The sequence below is a fragment of the Streptomyces sp. 2P-4 genome (genome assembly GCF_030167965.1).
GTDB classification, from domain to species: domain Bacteria; phylum Actinomycetota; class Actinomycetes; order Streptomycetales; family Streptomycetaceae; genus Streptomyces; species Streptomyces globosus_A.
Genome location: NZ_CP095011.1, coordinates 1,548,691 through 1,569,278 on the forward strand (window position 1 = coordinate 1,548,691; position 20,588 = coordinate 1,569,278).

A 20,588-nucleotide genomic window follows, 5' to 3' on the forward strand; every position below is an offset into this window, starting at 1 on the left:
CCGCCGCACCGCGCCTCCCCGGCCCGGCCCCGGCCCTCTCGCCCCCGGCCGGCGGCCCGGCACCACCCACCACGAGCGGCGCCGCGGCCGACCGGCATCCGGCGGCGGCGCGGCCCCTCCGTACTGCACGAGATTGGACGGCACCTCCCATGACGACTTCGCAGGTCGAGTCCTCCCCCGCCGCGTCCGGCGGGCTCTCCGACGCGGCCCGGGCACTCCTGGAACGCCGGCTGCGCGGCAAGGCCGGGGCCGCCGCCCCGGCCGGTATCCCCCGGCTGGAGCCGCGCCCCGACAGTGCGCCGCTGTCCGCAGCCCAGCAGCGCCTGTACTTCCTCGACCGGCTCGACCCGGGCAGCACCGAGTACCTGATCCCGGCGGCCTGGCGGTTCGCCGGCCCGCTGGACGCGGACGCGCTCGCGGCCGCCGTCGGGGACCTCGTCGCGCGGCACGAGCAGCTCCGGACCGTGTTCGCGGAGACCGAGGGGGTCCCCCGGCAGCAGGTGCTGCCCCCGGACTGCGTCCGCCTCCACACCGTCCGGCTCCCCGCCCCCGCCGACGGCGCCGACCGGGAGGCCGCGGTCGCGGCGGCCGTGCACGAAGCGGCCGTGCGGCCGTTCGACCTGGCCGCCGGGCCCGCCTTCCGGGCGACGCTCCTGCGGGTCGCCGCCGAGGACCACGTCCTCGTCCTCGCCCTGCACCACATCGTCTGCGACGGCTGGTCCCTCGACCTGCTCCTGCGCGACCTGCGGTCCTTCTACCGGGCCCGCACCGACGGCGCGCCGGCGCCCGCCGCCGCACCGGACGCCGTCAGCTACCTCGACTACGCGGTCTGGCAGCGCGGCCGCGACGAGAGCGCCGACCTCGCCTACTGGCGCGGCACCCTCGCCGGGCTGACCCCGCTCGAACTGCCCGCCGACCGGCCGCGGCCCGCGACCCGCTCCCACGCGGCGGCCGTGCACACGCGGGAGCTGCCCCGCGAACTGGCCGCCGCGCTCGACGAGGTGGGCCGCCGCGCCGACACCACCCCGTACATGACGGTGCTGGCCGCCTTCCAGGCCGCGCTCGCCTTCCACAGCGGACAGGACGACATCGCCGTCGGCACCGTCACCGCCAACCGCGAGCGCCCGGAGACCGAGGGGCTCGTCGGGTTCTTCGTGAACACCCTCGTCGTCCGCACCTCCCTCGGCGGCGACCCCACGGCCGGCGACCTGCTGGCCCGCACCCGGGAGAGCGTCCTCGGCGCCCTCTCGCACCAGGGCCTGCCCTTCGAGCGGGTCGTCGAGGAGCTGCGCCCCGACCGGGACCTGTCCCGCAACCCGCTCGTCCAGGTGCTGTTCACGCACACCCCGGGCGGGCAGGAGGGCCCGTACGCCCTCGGCGCGGCGGCCGGCACCCCGGTCGCCGTCGACCTGGCCACCGCCAAGTTCGACCTGACGCTGGACCTGTACGAGGACGCCGGCGCCGGCCGGACCGCGCTGCGGTACGTCTACCGGCCCGACCTGTACGACGAGGAGTCCGTGGCCCGGCTCGCCGCGCACACCGAGGCGGTCCTGCGGGCCTTCACCCGCGGCCCCGCGACCCCGCTCGCCGCTGTCGAGCTCCTCACCCGGGAGGAGGCGGCCGAGCTCCTCGGCCCCGACGGCCCCGCCAACCGGGGCCCGCAGCCCGCCGCCGCCCGGCCGGCACCGCGCCCGGTCCTCGAACGGTTCGCCGAGCACGCGCGGCGCGCACCGGGCGCGGTGGCCGTGCGCGGCGGCGGCCGCACGATGACGTACGGCGAGCTCGACGCGGCGGCGACCGCGCTGGCGCGGCGGCTGCGGGCCGCGGGCGTCGGCCCGGAGTCGCTGGTCGGCGTGTGCCTGGCCCGCTCCGTGGACCTGCCCGTCGCCCTGCTCGGGGTGTGGCGGGCCGGGGCCGCCTACCTGCCGCTGGACCCGGCGCACCCGCGGGCGCGGCGGGCGTTCACGGTCGCGGACGCGGGCGTGCAGTGGGTCGTGGCCGACGGGACGGGCCGGGCGGCGGTCGAGGGGCTGGGCGTCCGGGTGGTCCCGCTGCCCGGCCCCGACGGCCCCGCCGACGCCGTCGGTCCGGCGGCCGCGGACACCGCCGCAGCGGACCCGGCGGCCGCCGCCCCCGGCCCCGACCGCCTCGCCTACGTCATCTACACCTCCGGCTCCACCGGCCGCCCCAAGGGCGTCGAGGTCACCCACGCGAACACCGCCTGGCTGTTCGACGCCGCGGACCGGCACTTCTCCTTCGGCCCCGGCGACGTGTGGACCCTCGCCCACTCCCCCGCCTTCGACTTCTCCGTCTGGGAGCTGTGGGGCCCGCTGACCTCCGGCGGCAGCGTGGTCGTCCTGACCGAGGAGGAGGTCCGCGACCCGGCCGCCGTGCACGCGGCCCTCCGCGACCACCGGGTCACCGTCCTCAGCCAGACGCCCGCCGCGTTCAAGGGCCTGCGCGCCCACATGGCCGACGGCGGCCGCACCTTCGCCGAACTGGCGCTGCACACCGTCGTCTTCGGCGGCGACGCCTTCGACGCCCGCGACTACCGCGACTGGTTCGCCGTGCCCGAGGGCGAGCGGCCCGCGCTGGTCAACATGTACGGCATCACCGAGACCACCGTGCACGTCACGCACCGGACGATCACCGAGGCGGACACGGTCTCGCCGGTGTACTCGCCGGTCGGCCGCCCCCTCGCCGGACAGCACGGCTACGTCCTCGACCGCTCCGGCCGGCTGGCCCCCCGCGGGACCGTCGGCGAGCTGTACGTCGCCGGCGGCGGCGTGGCCCGCGGCTACCTGGGCCGGCCCGCGCTGTCCGCCGAGCGCTTCCTGCCCGACCCGTTCGGGCCCGCCGGGAGCCGCATGTACCGCACCGGCGACCTCGTACGGGTTCTGCCGGACGGGCAGTTGGCGTACGTGGGCCGCGCCGACCACCAGGTGAAGATCCGCGGCTTCCGCATCGAGCCCGGCGAGATCGAGACGGCCCTGCGCGCCCTGCCGGGCGTACGGGACGCCGCGGTCGTGGCCCGGCCCGACGGGCACGGCGGGGCCCGGCTCGCCGCCCACGTCGTCCTGGCCGAGGGCAGGCCGCTGGACGCCCCGGACCTGCGGGCGCGGCTCGGGCTGACGCTGCCGTCGTACATGGTGCCCGCCCTGTTCGTACGGCACGAGGCGCTGCCGGTCACCGCGAACGGCAAGGTCGACCGGGCGGCGCTCACCGCGGCGACCGCGGACGGCGCGGCGCCCGCGGACGGCTTCGAGCCGCCGGCCGGGCCGGCCGAGGAGGCGCTGGCCGCTGTGTGGGCGGAGGTGCTCGGCACCGAGCGGGTCGGCCGCACCGCGAACTTCTTCGACCTCGGCGGGGACTCCATCCTGGCCCTGCGGGTGGTCGGGCGGGCCCGCACGGCGGGCCTCGCGCTGAGCGTGGCCGACCTGTTCCGGGCCCGGACCCTCGCCGGCCTGGCCCGCCTCGCGGTCCCGGTGGACGGCGCGCAGCCGGCCGAGACGGCGCCGTTCTCGCTGCTGGACCCGGCCGACGCGGCGCGGCTGCCGGAGGGGTTGGAGGACGCGTACCCGCTGACGCTGCTCCAGGCGGGGATGCTGCACGAGATGCTGGCCGACCCCGAGCGCGGCGCCTACCACAACACCACCACCCTGAAGATCACCGTCCCGGAGGGCTTCGACCCGGAGGCCTTCCAGGCGGCGGCCGACGAGGCCGTACGGGCCCACGGCATCCTGCGGACCTCCGTCGACCCGGCCTCCTTCGGCGAGCCGCTCCAGCTGGTGCACAAGACCGCCCGCGTGCCCGTGGGCGTCACCGACCTGCGCGGCCTCGCCCCGCAGGAGCAGCGGGCCGCGCTCGACGCCTTCGCGGAGGCGGAGTTCGCGCGCCGCTTCGACCTGGCCGCCCCGCCGCTGATCCGCATCCACCTGCACCGCACCGGCGACACCGAGCTGATGCTGACCCTCACCGACTGCCACGTGGTGCTGGACGGCTGGAGCCTGACCTCACTGGTCGCCGACCTCCTCGACCTGCACCGGCAGGCCGTCGCACAGGGCCGCGCCCCGTCCCTGCCGCCCGCGCCGCGGTTCGCCGAGTACGTGGCCCTGGAGCGGGCCGCCTCCGAGGACGGTGCGGCCCTGGACTACTGGCGGGCCGCGCTCGCAGGCCTGCGGCCGGTCCGGTTCCGGCGGCAGGAGCACGACCCGGCGGCGCCGGCGGTCGCCGTGCACGAGGCGGTCCGCTCCCTGAGCCGGCTCGCCGGGCCGCTCGGGCGGCTCGCCAGACGGGCGGGGGTGCCGCGGCGCACCGTCCTGCTGACGGCGTTCCACCACGCGATGGGCCTGTTCGCGGAACGCGGCGCCGCCGCGGCCGGGCACTCGGTCGGCCTGGTGGTGAACGGCCGGCCGGAGCTGCCGGGCGCCGACCGGATGCGCGGGCTGTTCCTGAACACCGTGCCGTTCGGGGTGGCGCGGCCGGCGGGCAGCTGGCTGGAGTACGTCCGCGCGGTGTTCGCCGCCGAGCAGGAGATGATGCCGCACCGGCGGGTCCCGCTGTACCGGCTCCAGCAGCTGCGGCCCGGCGAACCGGGCCTGGTCGAGGCCGTGTTCAACTACGTCAACTTCCACCGCCTCTCCGGCGACACCTGGGACGGCTCGTCGGAGATCTCCCGGACGATGTTCCCGCTGGTGGTCAACGCGAGCGTGGAGGCCTTCGCCCTCGACGCAGACTCCGCGTACGTGGCGCCGGAGACCGCGGAGCAGCTCGCCGACCTGCTGTGCGGGGTGCTGGAGGCGATGGCCGCCGACCCGGAGGCGGCGGTGGCGCCGCCGGCCCTCACCGGGGCGGCCCGGGAGCGCGTCCTCGGGGAGTGGGCGCACGGCCCGGCCGCGGCGAACACCCCGCTCGCCTTCCACGAACTGGTCGCCCTGCACGCGGCGCGCACCCCGGACGCGGTCGCCGTCGCCCATGCCGGCGGGGAGCTGTCGTACGCGGCCCTGGACGCGTCGGCGACGGAGCTGGCGCACCGGCTGCGCGGCCTCGGCGTCGGCCCGGAGACCGTCGTCGGGATCTGCACGGAGCGCGGGCCGGACCTGGTGCGGGCCGTGCTGGGCGTGCTCAAGGCGGGCGGGGCGTTCCTCCCCCTGGACCCGCAGCACCCGGCGGAGCGGCTGGCGTTCACGGCCCGGGACAGCGGGATGCGGGTGCTGCTCGCGCAGTCCGCGACGGCGGACGCCGTCCCCTTCGACGGGCCGCGGCTCCTCCTGGACGCCCCCGGTGCCGCCCCCGCCGCCCCGTCCTCCGGCGGGCTGCCGGCCGCCGACCCCGACGGCACCGCGTACCTCATCTACACCTCCGGCTCGACGGGCACCCCCAAGGGCGTCGCCCTCACCCACCGCAACCTCGCCAACATGGTGGAGGCCCAGCGGGACGTCTTCGCCCCGCAGCCCTCCGACCGCGTCCTGCAGTTCGCGTCCATCGGCTTCGATGCCTGCGTGTACGAGCTGGCGTGGGCGCTGGCGAACGGGGCCCGCCTGTGCACCCCGCCGAAGGAGGCCCTGCGGCCCGGCCCGGACCTGTCGGCGACCCTCCTCGCCCACGGCGTCACCGGCACCGTCCTGCCGCCGTCCGCGCTCGCCGTGCTCGGCGAGGACCGCTACCCGGACCTGCGGGTCCTGCAGGTGGCGGGCGAGCCGTGCCCGGCCGGGCTGGCCCGCACCTGGGCGCGCGGCCGCCGCTTCCTCAACGTGTACGGGCTCACCGAGACCTCCGTGTGGAACCTGCACGCCCGGCTCACGCCGGACGAGCGGCGGCCCCCGGTCGGCCGGCCCGTCCGCAACTCCCGGGTCCACGTCCTCGACGAGCACCTCCAGCCGGTGCCGGTCGGCGTGCCGGGCGAGATCTGCATCGGCGGCCTGCCCGTGGGCCGCGGCTATGTGGGCCGGCCCGCCGCGACCGCCGCGGCGTTCGTCCCGGACCCGTACGGGGCGCCGGGGGAGCGGCTGTGCCGCACCGGCGACATCGGCATGCTGCGGCCCGACGGCTCGGTCGAGCTGTTCGGCCGCCGCGACAGCCAGGTCAAACTGCGCGGCTTCCGCATCGAGCTGGGCGAGGTGGAGCACGCGCTGCGCGCCCTGCCCGGGGTGCGGCAGGCGGCGGTGCTGCTGCGCGGCGACCTGCCGGGCGAGCCGGCGCTCGTCGCGTACGTGGTGCCGGACCCGGGGGCGGAGCCGTCCGCGGAGGCGCTCCGGCAGGGCCTGCGGGCCTCCGTGCCGGGCTACATGGTGCCCGCCCTGTTCGTCTTCCTCGACGGCTTCCCCGTCAACGGAAGCGGCAAGGTCGACCGGCGGGCGCTGCCCCTGCCCGCGGCCGGCGCCCTGCACCGCGAGACCCCGTACGCTCCCCCGCGCACCCGCACCGAGCGGCTGCTGGCCGAGGTGTGGCAGGCCGTCCTCGGCCTTCCGGAGGTCGGCGTCCACGACGACTTCTTCCGGATCGGCGGAAGCTCCCTGTCGACGGTCCGGATCGCGGCCCGGGCTGCCGCCCTCGGCCTGCCCGTCACGGTGCGGGACCTCGTCGAGCTGCCGACGGTCGCCGGGCTCGCCGCCCGCATCGACGCAGCCCCGCCCGCCGCCCCCGCCCGGGAGGCCGCCTCCGCGGTCCGGCTGCGCGACGGCGCCGGCACCCCCCTGTGGTGCGTCCACCCCACGGGCGGCAGCGCCGCCTGGTACGTGCCCCTGGCCCGGGCCCTGCCGGACGGCTCCCCGGTGATGGCGTTCCAGGCGCGCGGCCTGCTCGGCGGGACCGACCCCGCCACGGTCGGCGGCATCGCCGCCGGCTACGCGGCCGAGCTGGCCGCCTCCGGCGGGAGCGGCCCGTACCACCTGCTCGGCTGGTCCATGGGCGCCAACCTGGCCCTGGAGGTGGCCACGCAGCTGCACGGCACCGGCCGCACGGTCGACCCGCTGGTGCTCATCGAGCCGTACCTGCCGAACCCGGGCTCCCGCAGCCGCCTCGCGAAGGTCGGCAGCGACCTGCGGGAGGCGCTGCGGCTGCGCGACCGGCTGCGCGCGCTCCCGCCGTCCGCGGAGCGCGACCGGGCCGCCGCCGAACTGACGGCCGCCCTGCTGGGCGCGGGGATGAGCCCCACGGAGGCCGGCCTCGCCCAGGACGCCCCGGTCGAGGTGTGGCACTCGCTGCTCACCGCGCTCGCCGGCTACGAGCCGCGCCCCTACCCGGGCCGCATCCACCTGGTGCTCAGCGGCCTCGCCGCAGCGCTGCCCGAGGACGAGCCGATGCCCGGCCTGGACGTCGGCCGCCGCGAGTACGTCGACCGGTGGCGGGCACTGGCCCGCGGCGGCCTGGCCGTGCACGTCGCCGAGGGCGACCACATGTCCCTGATGTCCGAACCGCTGGCCGCCAGGACGGCGGCGCTGCTCACCACGATCCGCACGGAGGCCCGCCGATGACGACGATGACCACCCACACCCGGACACCCGCCGCGGCGCCGCCCGTGCCGGGCGGCGGCTTCACCGAGCGCTACCTCCTCGACCCGGCCGTCAACGCACACCCGTACGGCTACCTGAACGCCCTGCGCGACCACGACCCGGTGTACTGGAGCGCCATGCACCGCGCCTGGCTCGTCACGGGGCACGCCCCGCTGATGCACTGCCTGCGCGACCCGGCCGTCTCCGCCGAGCGGGTGGGGCCGCTGATGGACGCCGTCCCCGAGGGCGCCCGGGAGGACGCCGAGCGGGCCTTCGCGATCCTGTCGCGCTGGATGGTCTTCAACGACCCACCCCAGCACCGGCGGCTGCGGCAGGTGTTCCAGGAGCAGTTCGCGGCCCGCGCCATCGGCCGCTACCGGACGTTCGTGGAGCGCGCCACCCGCGCCGTGCTGGCCCGGCGGGCCGCCCCCGGGAGCACCGGCGACCTCCTCGCCGACGTCGCCCGGCCGCTGCCCGCCCTGGTCTTCGCCCGCTGGCTGGGCGTCCCGCAGGCGCACGGCCCGTCCTTCTGGTACTGGAACGCCCGCGTCGGCGACCTCGTCCTGGGCGCCGCGCAGGAGGAGCGCGAGTACCGCACCTCGCTGCGGTCGCTGGTCAGCCTGGACGACTACCTGGCCGGCCTGGTCCGCGAGCGCCGCGCCGATCCGCAGGACGACCTGGTCAGCCAGGTCCTGGCCGGCGGCCGGATCGGCGACACGGTCAGCGAGGAGGAGTTCGTCGGGATGCTGACCCAGATGGCGTTCGCCGGCGGGGAGACGACGAGCAACCTCATCGCGAACACGGTCCTCGCGCTGCTGGAGCACCCGGAGGAGCTGGCGGCCGTCCGGCAGGACCCGTCGCGGGTGCCGATGGCGGTGGAGGAGGGGCTGCGCTGGGACGGCCCGTCGAAGATGTCGATCCGCACCGCCGCCCGCGACTTCGACCTCGACGGGCGGGGCGTCCGGGCCGGCGACCGGATGTTCCTGGTGACGGCCGCCGCGAACCGGGACCCGGAGCGCTTCGCCGACCCGGACCGGTTCAGCGTCCTGCGCGGCAGCGCCTCGCACCTCGGCTTCGGCTTCGGCGCGCACTTCTGCATCGGGGCCGCGCTGGCCCGCCTGATCGCGGTCGCGGTCGTCGACGTCCTCGTACGCGACTACCCGGGCCTGGCGCTCACCGCCGACCGGCCCCCCGCCTGGCAGCCGTCCCTCCTCAACCGCGCGCTGACGGCCCTGCCCGTCCGCTACTGACCCGCTCCCCCGCACTGCGAAAGGTCGACCATGGCTTCCACTCTGGCGGACGCGGGGGCGCGGCTGCGCGCCCCGGCCCGGCTGCCCTCGTTCCGCCTGCTGTGGCTGGGGCAGTCGCTGTCCCTGCTCGGCGACGGCTTCAGCTACATCGCGTTCTCCTGGATCACCCTCGGGCTGACCGGGTCGACGCTCGCCCTGGGCTCCGTCCTCGCCTTCCAGGCGGTGCCGCGGGCCCTGCTGACCCTGGTCGGGGGCTCCCTCAGCGACAAGTGGTCCCCGCGGACGCTGATGGTGCTCTCCGCCTGGGCGCGGGCCGCGCTGATGGCGGGCGTGGGCGTGGCCGGGCTGACGGGGACGCTGACGCTGTGGATGCTGTGCTGCGCCGCCGCCGCGTTCGGATCGGTGGACGCGTTCTTCCAGCCGGCCCGCGCCTCGATCCTGCCGTCCGTGGTGGACGCGGAGCTGCTGGCGCCGGCGAACGCGCTGCTCGCCGTCGGCACGAAGGTCGCCGCCGTGCTCGGGCCGGCGGTCGGCGGCACGGTCGTCGCGTTCAGCGACGCTTCGGTGGCCTTTCTCGTCGACGGGGTGTGCTTCGCGCTGTGCGCGCTGTGCGTGGCGGGCGTCCGCCCGCGGCCCCGCCCCGGGCCGGCGGACGGGGCGGAGGGGGCCGCGAAGGCCGCGGCGGGTGCGGAGGACGCGGAGGACGGGCCGGCGGCACCCGAGGCGGCCGGGGACACGCTGGGGGCGCGCATCCGGGCCGGCCTGCGGTACGCGTTCGCGGACCCCCGGATCCGGACGATCCTGGTGGTGGACGCGGCGGTGACGTTCTGCCAGGCGGGCCCGTTCACGGTGGGCTTCGCCACCCTCGCCAAGGTGGACCTGGAGGGCGGCTCGGCCACCCTGGGGCTGCTGAACGCGGCCCTGGCGGGCGGCGCGATGCTCGGCACCCTCGCCGGCGGGGCGGTCGGCGGGCGGCCCCGGGTCGGCCTGCTGATCGCGGCGCTGGCCGGCTGGCTCGCGCTCGGCACCGGCCTGCTGGCGGTGGTGGACTCGGCGGCGGGCGCCGTGGCAGCGGTCCTCGCGATGGGCTTCGGGATGGGCTTCCAGGGCGTGTTCGGGATGAGCTGGATCCAGCGCAACATCCACGGCTCGGTCCTCAGCCGGGTCATCGCCGTCGACATGGTCATCGGATACGCGGTGGCGCCGCTGTCGCTGGTGGCGTGCGGGGCGCTGGCCGCGTCGGGCACGGCGCCGATGTTCGCCCTGACGGCGGTGGTGCTGGTGGCGACCGCGGCGGGGATCCTCGCCTCGAAGCCGGTCCGTGCGATGCGCTGACGGCCGGGCCGCGGCGTCCGGCCCGCGCTCAGGGGCGGGCGGGGAGCCGGGCCGGGCCGGCCAGGGCGGCGGACAGCTCGCACAGGCCGGCCCGGGTCGGCCGGCCCGTCTTCGCGGCCAGGGCGGCGATGTGCTTCTCCACCGTCCGGGGAGAGATGTACAGGCGGTCCGCGATGTCCTTGTTGCCGAGGCGCTCCGCGAGGAGTTGGAAGACCTCGTACTCGCGGACGGTGACGCCCTGGGAGCGCAGCTCCTCCGGGATCCGGGCGGAGCCGGTGCGCCGCTGGTGGACGGGGGCGCCCATGCGGCGCAGCCCGGCCCGGCAGGCGCCGGCGACGGCCGTGACGCCGCCCTGGTGGAAGTGCTGCTCGGCCCGGCGCAGCCAGGCCACCGGCTCGCCCCAGCCGTCCTCGTGGGCGGCGTCGGCGACGAGCCGGAGCCCGAGGTGGAGGGCGGTCGCGTACGGTTCGGCGGTGCGGGAGGCCTCGGCGACGGCGTCGGCGGCCTCCTGCGGGCGGCCCTCGCGGCCCAGCAGGACGGCGCCGGCGAGGAGGACGAACTGCCGGTTCCAGCGCATGCGGCCGGGAGCGGTGGCCGCGATCTCCTCGTACGCGGGCCGGCCGGCCGCGCCGGACAGGACGTCGAGGAGCAGGCCGATGCCGTAGCGGCCGGCGAGGTAGTAGGTGGTGGGGTTGGAGTCCTCCAGGGCGGCGGCGGCCCGCAGTTCGCGGACCGCGCCGGGCCGGTCCTCCTCCATCAGGGCGCAGAAGGCGCGGGCGAGGCCGCGGGTGAGGGGCTCCTCCTGGGAGCCGGCGCCGTCCCACTCGGCGAAGCCGTCGAGGGCGTCCTCCATGGCGGGGCGGTCGCCGCGGTGGGCGGCGAGCGCGGCCCGGGCCATCAGCACGTACCGGGTGGCGGGGGCGAGGCGCAGGCGCCGTACGACGGCCAGGCACTCCTCGGCGGCCTGCGCGGCCTCGGCGAAGCGGGCGCGCAGGACCGCGTCGAGGATCATGATGCCGTCGACGGTGTGGACGATGGTGGCGGATCCGAGGCGCTGGGCCTCGGCGCGGGCGGCGAGGAGGGGGCCGGTGTCGCCGCAGGTGAGCCAGGTGTTGCCGCCGATGCGGGTGAGGGCGTACATGCGCTGGAGGGGCAGCCGGTGCCGTTCGGCGGTGTGGAGGGCCGATTCGAGGAGGGCGGTGGCCTCGTCGAAGTCGCGTTCGCGGGCGAGGGTGGCGAGGAGTTCCAGGGCCTGGCAGGCGACGGTGGCGAGGCTGTGGCGCTCGGCGGCGCGGAGGGCGGAGTCGGCGAGCTTCTCGGCGAGCTGGGTCCGGTCGGGGCCGGGGGTGTCGAGCGCGAGGTAGGCGGCGGCGACGTCCACGGAGGCGGCGGTCCGCTCGTCGGGGTGGCGGGCCAGGAGGGATCTGGCCTGCGCTATCTGTCTGTTGCCGTCCTCCCAGCGGCCCGCGGTGTGGGCGACCTTGGCGAGGCGGGTGTGGAGGGCGGCCAGGCGCGGGGTGTCGAGGCCGCTGCCGCCGAGGGTGTGCAGGCTCTCCGCGAAGCCGAACGCCTGGTCGAAGTCGCCTGCTTCGGCGAGGGCCGGCAGCAGGGCCTCCAGGGCGTCGGTGCGGGCGGCGGCGTCCCGGGTGCCGGAGAGCAGGCGTTCGGCGCGGCCGAGGAGGGTGACGGCGGAGCCGATGGCGCCGGCCGAGAGGGCGCGCCGGCCCGCGTCGGAGAACAGGCGTCCGGCCTCGGCGTCGTCGCCTGCCTGCGAGCGGAGCTGCGCGACGAGCGGGCACCAGTCGCCGTCGAGGCCGGGGTGGAGGGCCTGGACGGCGTCGGCGGCGCGGCCCGACATGGCCGCCCGGTTGGCGGGCGTCAGCTGGGTGAGGAGCGCTTCGGCGGTCAGCGAGTGGCGGAAGGCGTACCAGTCGGGAGCGGGCTCGTCGGGGACGACGAGCTGGGCGGCGACGCCCGCGTGGAGGTGGCTGAGCAGGTCGCGGTCGCCGGTGCCGGTCATCCGCTGGAGCACGGACAGCGGGAAGCGCCGCCCGATCACGGCGGCCGCGGACAGCAGGGTCAGGCCCTGCGGGCCGAGGCGGTCGATGCGGCGCAGGATGCCGCGGGCGAGGGCGGTGGAGACGTCGCTGCGCAGGTCCCCGACGACCCGCCAGCCGTCGTCGCCGGGGACGAGGGCGCCGCTGCCGACCATGCCCTGGAGGAGCTCCTCGACGAGGAACGGGCTGCCTGCGCTGTCGTCCCACAGCCGGTCGAGCGCGGCCTCGGGGACGAGGGCGGGGTCGGTTTCGAGCTGCGAGGCGATGACGGCGCGGACCTCGGAGCGGGTGAGCGGGGCGAGTTCGAGCACGGTGCCGGTGCCGCGGCGGCGTGCGGCCCCGGCCATGTCGAGGGCGTCGCAGGGCTCCGTGCGGATCGTCGCGAGGAGGACGACGTTGGTGTACTCCAGGTTGTCGACGAGGTACTCGACGACGGCGAGGGTCTCGGGGTCGGCGTCGTGCAGGTCCTCCAGGAGCAGGAGCTGCCCGTGCTCGCGGCCGGTGGCGATGAGGAGCCGCAGCACCGCCTCACCGAGGATGACCATCGAACCGGTGGTGTTCGCGGCCTCGTCCGCCCAGTCCGGGATGATCCGGCCGAGCGCCGGCCGGTAGGGGCCGAGGGAGAGGTCGTCCAGGGGGAGGCCGCCCCGGAAGAGGGACATGAGCGCTTCGGTGAGTGGCCGGAAAGGGACGGTGGGGCCGGTGGTGCTGCTCCGGCCCCGGAGCGTGCGCATGCCCATCCCGAAGGCGGTGCCGACGGCCTCGGCGGCGAGCCGGGACTTTCCGATCCCGGCCTCGCCGACGAGGAAGACGACGCCGCCGCGCCCTTCGCCCGCGTCGGCCAACGCCTGCTTGATCTCCCGCAGCTGCGGGTCACGGCCGACGAGGTGACGCGAACGGGAGCGCATGAAGCGCAATCTAGTTGATGGCAACGGCGCGATGTGCGGCGAAAGTTGGCCGTTTCACGACGGAAACGGCCGCGTGCCGACCGACTCCGGTCACCAGGTGGCGTTGGGACCGGACACGCTCGTGTCCATCGCGCTGAGCGTGATCACGATGCCGCTCGTGAGCACCGCGCCGGCCAGGGCCCGGGCCCGGGCGCAGGCCTTGTTCCGGCCCGAGAGGGTGATCCCGCCGGCCGGGTCCTCGGTGCGCGCCTCGGCGGCGGCGTCGGCGGCGGCCGCCTCGGCAGCGGCGGCGGACTCGGCGTGGGCCTGGGGCTTCTGCATGGTGTGGGTACCTTTCCCGGTGCCTGGTGCCTGGTGGTGGGGTGGTGCGGGCCGTGCAGGGGGTGCGTGCGTACGGTGCAGGTGGTGCGGCGGTGCAGGTGGTGCGGGCAGTACGGGTGGTGCGGCGGTACGGGTGGTGCGGCGGTGCGCGGTGGTCAGCGGGCCGGGCGGCCGGCCCCCCGGCCGGCTGCGGCCGGCGCGGCGGGCTCCAGCAGCAGGACAGAGGGGACGGCCTGCGGGAAGCCCAGCCTCAGCAGGGCGTAGCCGATCCCGGACAGCCCGGTGAGGAACCCGGGCGAGGGGACGTGGTCGGGGGTGCCGCAGCGCGGACCGTGGTCCTCCAGCCGGGCCAGCGCCTCTCCGGCGCGGCGGCCGAGCGCGGCGGCCGCCCCGGCGTGGCCGCGGCGGGCCAGCAGGCCGAGCAGCTCCAGCGGTCCGAGGAGGCCCTGGCGCAGGCTCAGGTCGGGGCATTCGGAGGCGCCGCCGAGCAGGGCCGCGCACCGGTCGGGGCCCTCGCCGGGCAGCAGCGGGCCGCCGAGCGGGGCCGGCGCGTCGGCGGCGGCCAGCGCGGTGCCCGCGAGGCCCGCGTACCAGCCGAGGCCGTCGGGGCGGCGCAGCACCTCCTCGACCGCGGGGCGCAGCAGGGCGCGGCCCGCGCGGGCGTACGGATCGTCGCCGGAGCCCGCGCCTGAGCCGGAGCCCGAGCCGGCGGCGGGCCCGGCAGCGGAGTGGCGCAGCAGCGCCCAGCCGATCCCGGCGTCGCCGCGGGCGAACCCCGGCCCGGCTCCACGCCCTTCCGGCCGCTTTCGGACCTCCGCGAGCAGCTGGTCGGCGAGGCGGTCGGCCGTCGCGGCCGCCCGGTGCGCGCCCGGCAGGCCGGGGGTGCGCCGGACGGCGTGGGCGGCGGCCAGGGCCCCGGCGAGGCCGTCGGCCAGGCCGGCGGGCGCGTCGCCGGCCCCGCCGCCGGAGAGGGCGGCGCGCTCCAGGGCGTCGAGGGCGTCGGGGAGGCAGTCCGCGAGCCCGCCGCCGAGCAGCGGGGCGAGGCGGGCCAGGGCGTAGGCGATGCCGCCGATGCCGTCGAGGGCGCCCGGCCCGACCGCGGCGGCCAGGTCGGCGTCGCGGGCCAGGACGGAGACCAGCGCGGGCAGCGGCCGTACGGCCTGCCGGGCCAGCTCGGTGTACCGCTCGGCACCGGTGAGGGCGCCGAGCTGGGCGAGGAACAGGGCGACGCCCGGGTATCCCTGGGCGAGGCCGCCGCCCATCGGCAGGACGGCCCAGTGGTCCCCGGAGACCTGCTCCAGGCCGAGCCAGTTGGCGCGTCCGGCGCCGTGCACCGCGCGGCCGGCGAGTTCGTCGGCGAGTCCGCAGGCGGCGGCCAGCAGCCGCGACGGTTCCGGCGGTGCGGGCGGCCCGGCGGGCCCGGCGGGCAGCGGGCCTGCGGGGGCGCCGTGAGGGCGGGCCGCGGTGACGGCGAGCGTCGCCGAGATGATCCACTCCTGGTCGTGGCGGTCCACCTCGCCCATCGCCGCGATCTTCTCCCGCACGGTGTGCAGGCTCGGCTCGGGCAGCACCCGCTGGATCCGGGTGCCGCGGGAGGTCTCCAGCCAGGTGTGCGCGGGGTGGTGGAAGAAGAGGGGGACGTCGCCGCACCACAGGTCGGCGGTCTCGTCCTCGACGAGCCTGCGGCGGGCCGGGTCGTGCGCGGACTCCGTCCACAGGACGGCGAACACCGCGTCGCGGTCCAGGGCGTCGCCCAGCACGTCCGGGTGGGTCGACTCGTCCAGCAGGGTGGTGTAGAGCCGGGTCGAGCGGGCGATGAGCCGCCCCGGGCCGGCCACCCACCGGCCGAGCAGCCCGCCGAGGAGTTCGGCCCGGTGCTCGGTGACCGCGTCGTACCCGGCGCGGAACCCCTCCAGCAGCGCCGCCCGGTGGACGGCGTGCCCGGCGCTGCGGCCCTGCGGTGCGGGCCGGTTCAGGCCGGCGGCCGTGGCGACGGGGCCGCGCGCCAGCCGCATCGCGTCCGTCCCGGCGGCCTCCCAGTGCAGGCCGTCGCTGGGGTAGGCGCCGCCGCCCCCGCCGCCGAGGGCGGAGATGTCCATGGCGCCGTGGTCGCCGATGAGCAGGCTGGGCAGCAGGCAGGTGCGGTTCACCGAGGCGGCCAGGGCGTCGGCGGCCGGGTCGCCGCCGACGGTGAGCGCCTCCGGCAGGCCGGAGTGCAGCAGCGTCTCGGCGTCCACCAGCACGGGCTGGTCGCCGCAGGCGACGACGTTCTCGTAGTGCATGTCCGCGCCGTCGACCGCGTACAGGAGCGCGAGGAGGGCGCCCTGCCGGCGGTAGAAGCGGTCGAACTCCGTGGGGGTGGTGCACCAGCGGTGCCCGATGAACTCCAGCCAGCCGTAGCCGGCGCCGCGCACGGAGCGGGGCGTGCGCAGGCCGAGCCCGGGCACCTTGCCGTTGGCCCACTCCACCGCCAGGTCCAGCAGCACGTGCTGGGCGAGCGGGCGCGGCTTGTAGACGACGGACGCACCGCCCGCGAAGTGCAGCAGGGCGACGGAGCGGCCCTGCTGGTGGGCGTCGCCCCGCCCGAGCTCCACCCGCGCCAGGGCGCCCGGGTCGGCCCCGCCGAGCAGTCCGGCGACGATCCGCGGCCGGTCGGCGGCGAAGCGGTCCATCAGCTCGGCGGCGGCCGCGGCGGCGTGCGCGCAGGTCTGGCCGAGCATCCGGGCCAGGACCGGGTGGCGGGCGAAAAGCTCCGCCAGCCCCTGCCGGGTGCCGAGCCGGGCGGTGAACGACGCGAACCGCTCCCGGGGCGTCGCCCCGGCCAGCAGGCCGGCGGTGCGGGCCCGGTGGAGCTCGCGGACCAGGGTGCGGGCCGCCTGCCGGACCAGTCGGTCCCCCAGCGCCTCCTCGAACGCGGCCCGGAACACCTCCGGTTCGCCGGCGCCGGGCACGGCCCGGGTGCGGGCCTCGGCCTCCGCCCAGGCCGGGGCGACGAACGGCGCCAGCACCGGCAGGAAGACCGCGGCCCCGCCGGCCGCCGCGTCCGTGCGGCCGGAGCCTGCAGCCCCGGCCGCGTCCTCGGGCAGGGAGGCCACGACCTGCTCCGTGTACCGCGCCCAGGCCGGGGCGTCCCCGGCGCGGGCGGCCAGCCGGGCGGGCTCCTCCGCCGCGAGGGCGTACGCCGCCTCCTCCGCCACCCCCAGGGCCGCCAGGCGGGCCGCGAAGCCCGCCGCGTCCCCGAGGGACCAGGAATCGGGCCGGGTGCGGGCGGCGCCGGCCGGGGCGGGGGCGGGGGCTCCGGGGGCGGCGAGCCGCTCCCTCAGGTTCAGGGCCCGGGCCCACCAGGCGGGGGCGAGGCCCCCGGCCCGGTCTGCTCCGGCGGCGGTGGTGGCGGTGTCGGTCACGGGGAGAAACCTCGCAGAGGCGGGGCGCGCGCACATGGGGGCCGTTCCCCCATATTCCGCGGAGCCCCCCGCCGACCCTGCGCACGCACCGCCCGTACGGGCCGCCGCGGCGGCCCCGGCCTGCGGGGTACGGGGGACGGCGCACCGGCTCCGTACCCCCGTACACCCGTCCGGCCGGGGCCGGTCCGGCCTGGGCGCTGCGGTCTTCACAGGATCCGCGCCTTCTGACGCCGTTCTCCACGAATGTGGGGGCCGCGGCCCGATGCCGCACCGGGCGGGCCGGCCGCAGCCTGGGTGCAGTGCCCCTTTCCGCCGCCCGGCACCCCGGGCGGCGGGTGATCAACGGAGGAACAGGTGGGAGAACCCGTCCCTGTCGACGTCGTCGCGTTCGACCCCGTGCTGGAAGCCGGAACGAAGAGCACCCTGTTCGCCTGCGCCGAACTCGCCCCGGCGGCGCCGGGCCGCGAGCCGCGGGTCGTGGTCATGACCGTGGACCGGGTCGGCCGGCCGGAGCTGGACGTCCTGCGCACCGTCCGCGACGCGCCGTCCCGCCCCGACGTCGTCCTCGTCGCGGGCGAGCTGGAACCGGAGGGCGCCCTGCACGCGATAGCGGCCGGGGCCCGCGGACTGCTGCGCCGCCGCGAGGCGGACGCCGCCGCCCTGGCCCGCGCCGTCCTGGCGGCCTCCCGCGGCGACTGCACGCTGCCGCCCGACCTCCTGGACCGGCTGCTGGAACGCCCCGGCGGGCACGGCGCCACCGCGGCGGCCGGGCCCGCCGCGGACCGCCGGCCGGCGCCCGGCCTGAGCGAGCGGGAGCGCAGCGTGCTGCGCCTGGTCGCCGACGGCCACGAGACCAACGAGATCGCCAAGCAGCTGTGCTACTCCCCGCGGACGGTCACGACCGTCGTGCACGACATCACCCAGCGCTTCCGCCTGCGCAACCGCGCCCACGCGGTCGCCTACGCGCTCCGGGTCGGCCTGCTGTGAGCGCCGTCGCCGAACTCTCGCGCCCGCTGCCCGCGCCGGCAGGTGACCTGACGGACCGGGGGGATTTGCTGCGCCTCGCCGGGGACGGCCGCATGCCGTACCCGGCGCTGGTCCGCCTGCTCGGCGCGGCCGCCGGGTCGGCCGCACACTCCGCCGCCGCACCGGCGGCCCGCCCGGCGGGGGCGGACGTCCCGCGGCTGACGGCCCGGCAGACCGCGGTCCTGACGCTGATGGCGGAGGGCCACGGCAACGCGGTCATCGCCCGCACCCTGTCCTGCTCGGAGCACACCGTCAAGAACGTGGTGTACGAGCTGATGGCCCGCCTCCAGGCCCGCAACCGCGCCCACGCGGTGGCCCGCGCGGTCCGCCACAGCCTGATCTGACGGACGGATCAGCCCTGGTCTGCCTGCGGGACCAGGCGCAGGGAGATCGAGTTGATGCAGTAGCGCTGGTCGGTGGGGGTGGGGTAGCCCTCGCCCTCGAAGACGTGGCCGAGGTGCGAGCCGCAGCGGGCGCAGAGCACCTCGGTGCGGACCATGCCGTGCGAGGTGTCCGCGCGCAGCTCGACCGCGTCGGTGTCCTTCGGGTCGTAGAAGGACGGCCAGCCGCAGTGGGAGGGGAACTTCTCGGTGGAGCGGAAGAGCTCGGCGCCGCAGCCGCGGCAGGTGTAGACGCCCGCCGTCGTGGTGTCGGTGTACTCGCCGCGGAACGCCGGCTCGGTGCCGGCCAGGCGCAGCACCTGGTACTCGGACGGCGTCAGCTCCGCCTGCCACTGCTCGTCCGTCTTCTCGACCTCGTACGCCATGACTCTTCCGCTCCCTCGTCCGGCCCGTGGGCCCTGTCTGCCCGGCTCAGCCCGCCAGGCGGGCGAGGATCGCCGGTCCCAGGTCCGTGACGTCTCCCGCGCCCATGGTGAGAACGAGATCGCCGGGCTTGGCCATTCCCGCGATCACGTCGGCGACGGCGTCCTTGTCGTGTTCGGCGGTGGTGTCGGCGCCGGCGGCGCGGGCGGCCGAGATGATGATCTCGCTGGTGACGCCGGGGATCGGGTCCTCGCGGGCCGGGTAGATGTCGAGGACCACGGAGGCGTCGGCGAGGGCGAGGGCCTGGCCCATCTCCTTGCCGAGCTCCTGGGTGCGGGAGAACAGGTGCGGCTGGAAGACGACGAGGATCCGGGAGTCGCCGGCGGCGCCGCGGATGGCCTCCAGGTCGGCGGTCATCTCGGTGGGGTGGTGGGCGTAGGAGTCGATGACCTGCACGCCGGCGGCCTCGCCCTTGAGCTGGAGGCGGCGCTTGACGCCGGTGTACTTGCCGAGGGCGGCGGCGAGGTCGTCGGCGGGGATGCCGAGGGCGGCTCCGGCGGCGAGGGCGGCGACGGCGTTGTGCGCGTAGTGGCGGCCGGGCACGGAGACGGTGAAGGTGAGGGAGCGGCCGTCGAGGCGGACGGTGACCTCGCCGGCCAGGCCGCGCGGGGTGATGTCCTCGATGCGGACGTCGGCGTCCTCCTCCTCGCCGTAGGTGACGACGGTGAGGCCGTCGCGGCCGCGGACGCGGGCGGCGATCTCGGCGGCGCCGGCCTGCCCGTGGGCGACGACGAGGGTGCCGCCGGGCACGATCCGGCCGACGAACGTCTCGAAGGACTCGTAGATCTCGTCCATGGAGGCGTAGTTCGCGTGGTGGTCGAGCTCCGCGTTGAGGATGATCGCGACCTGCGGGGCGTACTTGTGGAAGCTGCGGTCGCTCTCGTCCGCCTCGGCGACGAAGATGTCGCCGGTGCCGTGGTGGGCGTTGGAGCCGGGGGCGTCCAGGTCGCCGCCGATGGCGTAGGAGGGGTCCAGGCCGAGGGCCGAGAGGGAGACGGCCAGCATGGAGGTGGTGGTCGTCTTGCCGTGGGTGCCGGCGACGGCGATCGGCCGCAGGCCGTCCATGAGGGCGGCGAGGGCGTCGGAGCGGTGCACGACGGGGATGCCGAGCTCGGCGGCGCGGGCCAGCTCGGGGTTGTCGGCGCGGATGGCGCTGGAGACGACGACGCTGGTGGCGTCGTCGGCGAGGTGGGCGGCGGCGTGCCCGATGTGGACGGTCGCGCCGTGGGCGCGCAGCGCCTGCGCGGTGTCGGAGTCGCGGGCGTCGCTGCCGGCGACGGCGGCGCCGCGCTGGGCGAGGATCTTCGCGATGCCGGACATCCCGGCGCCGCCGATGCCGATGAAGTGCGGGCGTTCCATGGCGTTCGGCAGGCCGGGCTGCGGCGTCATACGGCTTCTCCCCAAAGTGCGGGCGGGTCGGGTGCGCCGGGGCGGCCCGGCCCCTGCGGGTGCGGGGGCCGTCCCGGCGCGAACGTGTCGGACGCCAGCCTATTCGTTGTGGGCGAAGAGCTTGAGCACCGGAACCCCGACCTTGTGGCGGGCGCGGGAGGCCCAGTCCCGGTGGAAGAACTCCTCGACGAAGTGCGGGGCGGTCAGGACGATCACCTCGTCGGCGCCCTTCTCCTCGACGACGGCCTTCAGCCTGTCCAGCGGATGGTCCTCGACGATCTCCCCGACGGCGGTGGCGCCCTTTCTCCGCAGGGCTTCCAGGGAGTGGGCGAGGGCCTGCTCCGCAGGCCCGAGGGCGGCCGCGCCCTCGGGCTCGTCGGCCTCGTGGAGCGCCTCGGGCAGCTCGCCGAGCGCGACGTCGTCGATGGCGCGCAGCAGGCGGTCCTGGTCGCCCCTCGGCTGCATGAGCACGATGAAGGAGACCGGGTCGTCCCCGTGCAGGGTGGTGACGAAGTCCACGTCGACGGTGGTCAGCGGCTGCTCGATCATCAAAACGCTCGTGAACACGGACGCCCTCTCCT

At 77.1% G+C, this 20,588-nt stretch carries 11 protein-coding genes; 5 read left to right on the plus strand and 6 right to left on the minus strand.

What is annotated here, in order from left to right; genetic code table 11:
- The first annotated feature begins 149 nt into the window (after positions 1 to 149).
- From MUK52_RS06385 to MUK52_RS06395, 3 genes are read left to right on the plus strand one after another with little or no spacing between them, the layout of a single operon-like run.
- A complete protein-coding gene (locus MUK52_RS06385; protein ID WP_284575000.1) occupies positions 150 to 7,475 on the plus strand; it encodes a non-ribosomal peptide synthetase in 7,326 nt (2,441 codons plus the stop codon).
- Positions 7,472 to 8,743, plus strand: a complete 1,272-nt coding sequence (locus MUK52_RS06390; RefSeq protein ID WP_246042419.1) for a cytochrome P450 — start codon at positions 7,472 to 7,474, stop codon at positions 8,741 to 8,743. Before MUK52_RS06385 ends, MUK52_RS06390 begins: the two co-directional genes overlap by 4 nt.
- A 30-nt stretch (positions 8,744 to 8,773) precedes the next feature.
- Positions 8,774 to 10,078, plus strand: a complete 1,305-nt coding sequence (locus tag MUK52_RS06395) for an MFS transporter (protein WP_284575001.1) — start codon at positions 8,774 to 8,776, stop codon at positions 10,076 to 10,078.
- Positions 10,079 to 10,106: 28 nt separating this feature from the next.
- Here MUK52_RS06395 and MUK52_RS06400 read toward each other — a convergent pair whose 3' ends face one another.
- The 3 genes from MUK52_RS06400 to MUK52_RS06410 form a co-directional block, all read right to left on the minus strand.
- Complete coding sequence (locus tag MUK52_RS06400; protein WP_284575002.1) at positions 10,107 to 13,043, minus strand: helix-turn-helix transcriptional regulator; 2,937 nt, start codon at positions 13,041 to 13,043, stop codon at positions 10,107 to 10,109.
- A gap of 90 nt (positions 13,044 to 13,133) precedes the next feature.
- Positions 13,134 to 13,364, minus strand: coding sequence for a hypothetical protein (locus tag MUK52_RS06405; protein WP_114054786.1), 231 nt, complete (start codon positions 13,362 to 13,364; stop codon positions 13,134 to 13,136).
- Between the two features lie 155 nt (positions 13,365 to 13,519).
- Complete coding sequence (locus MUK52_RS06410) at positions 13,520 to 16,768, minus strand: type 2 lanthipeptide synthetase LanM family protein (protein WP_284575003.1); 3,249 nt, start codon at positions 16,766 to 16,768, stop codon at positions 13,520 to 13,522.
- Positions 16,769 to 17,122: 354 nt separating this feature from the next.
- On the opposite strand from MUK52_RS06410, the gene MUK52_RS06415 reads away from it, so the two are divergent.
- On the plus strand, positions 17,123 to 17,755 hold the full coding sequence (locus tag MUK52_RS06415) for a helix-turn-helix transcriptional regulator (RefSeq protein ID WP_114054784.1): 633 nt from the start codon (positions 17,123 to 17,125) through the stop codon (positions 17,753 to 17,755).
- Positions 17,752 to 18,138, plus strand: coding sequence for a response regulator transcription factor (locus MUK52_RS06420; protein ID WP_246042417.1), 387 nt, complete (start codon positions 17,752 to 17,754; stop codon positions 18,136 to 18,138). Before MUK52_RS06415 ends, MUK52_RS06420 begins: the two co-directional genes overlap by 4 nt.
- An 8-nt stretch (positions 18,139 to 18,146) precedes the next feature.
- On the opposite strand, the gene msrB is transcribed toward MUK52_RS06420, so the two are convergent.
- The 3 genes from msrB to MUK52_RS06435 form a co-directional block, all read right to left on the minus strand.
- Positions 18,147 to 18,560: a peptide-methionine (R)-S-oxide reductase MsrB gene (gene msrB, locus MUK52_RS06425; protein ID WP_114054783.1), complete on the minus strand. Its 414-nt coding sequence runs from the start codon at positions 18,558 to 18,560 to the stop codon at positions 18,147 to 18,149.
- Positions 18,561 to 18,606: 46 nt separating this feature from the next.
- Positions 18,607 to 20,007: a UDP-N-acetylmuramate--L-alanine ligase gene (murC, locus tag MUK52_RS06430; RefSeq protein WP_114054782.1), complete on the minus strand. Its 1,401-nt coding sequence runs from the start codon at positions 20,005 to 20,007 to the stop codon at positions 18,607 to 18,609.
- Positions 20,008 to 20,106: 99 nt separating this feature from the next.
- Complete coding sequence (locus tag MUK52_RS06435; RefSeq protein WP_246042415.1) at positions 20,107 to 20,574, minus strand: indole-3-glycerol phosphate synthase; 468 nt, start codon at positions 20,572 to 20,574, stop codon at positions 20,107 to 20,109.
- Positions 20,575 to 20,588 lie beyond the last annotated feature (14 nt).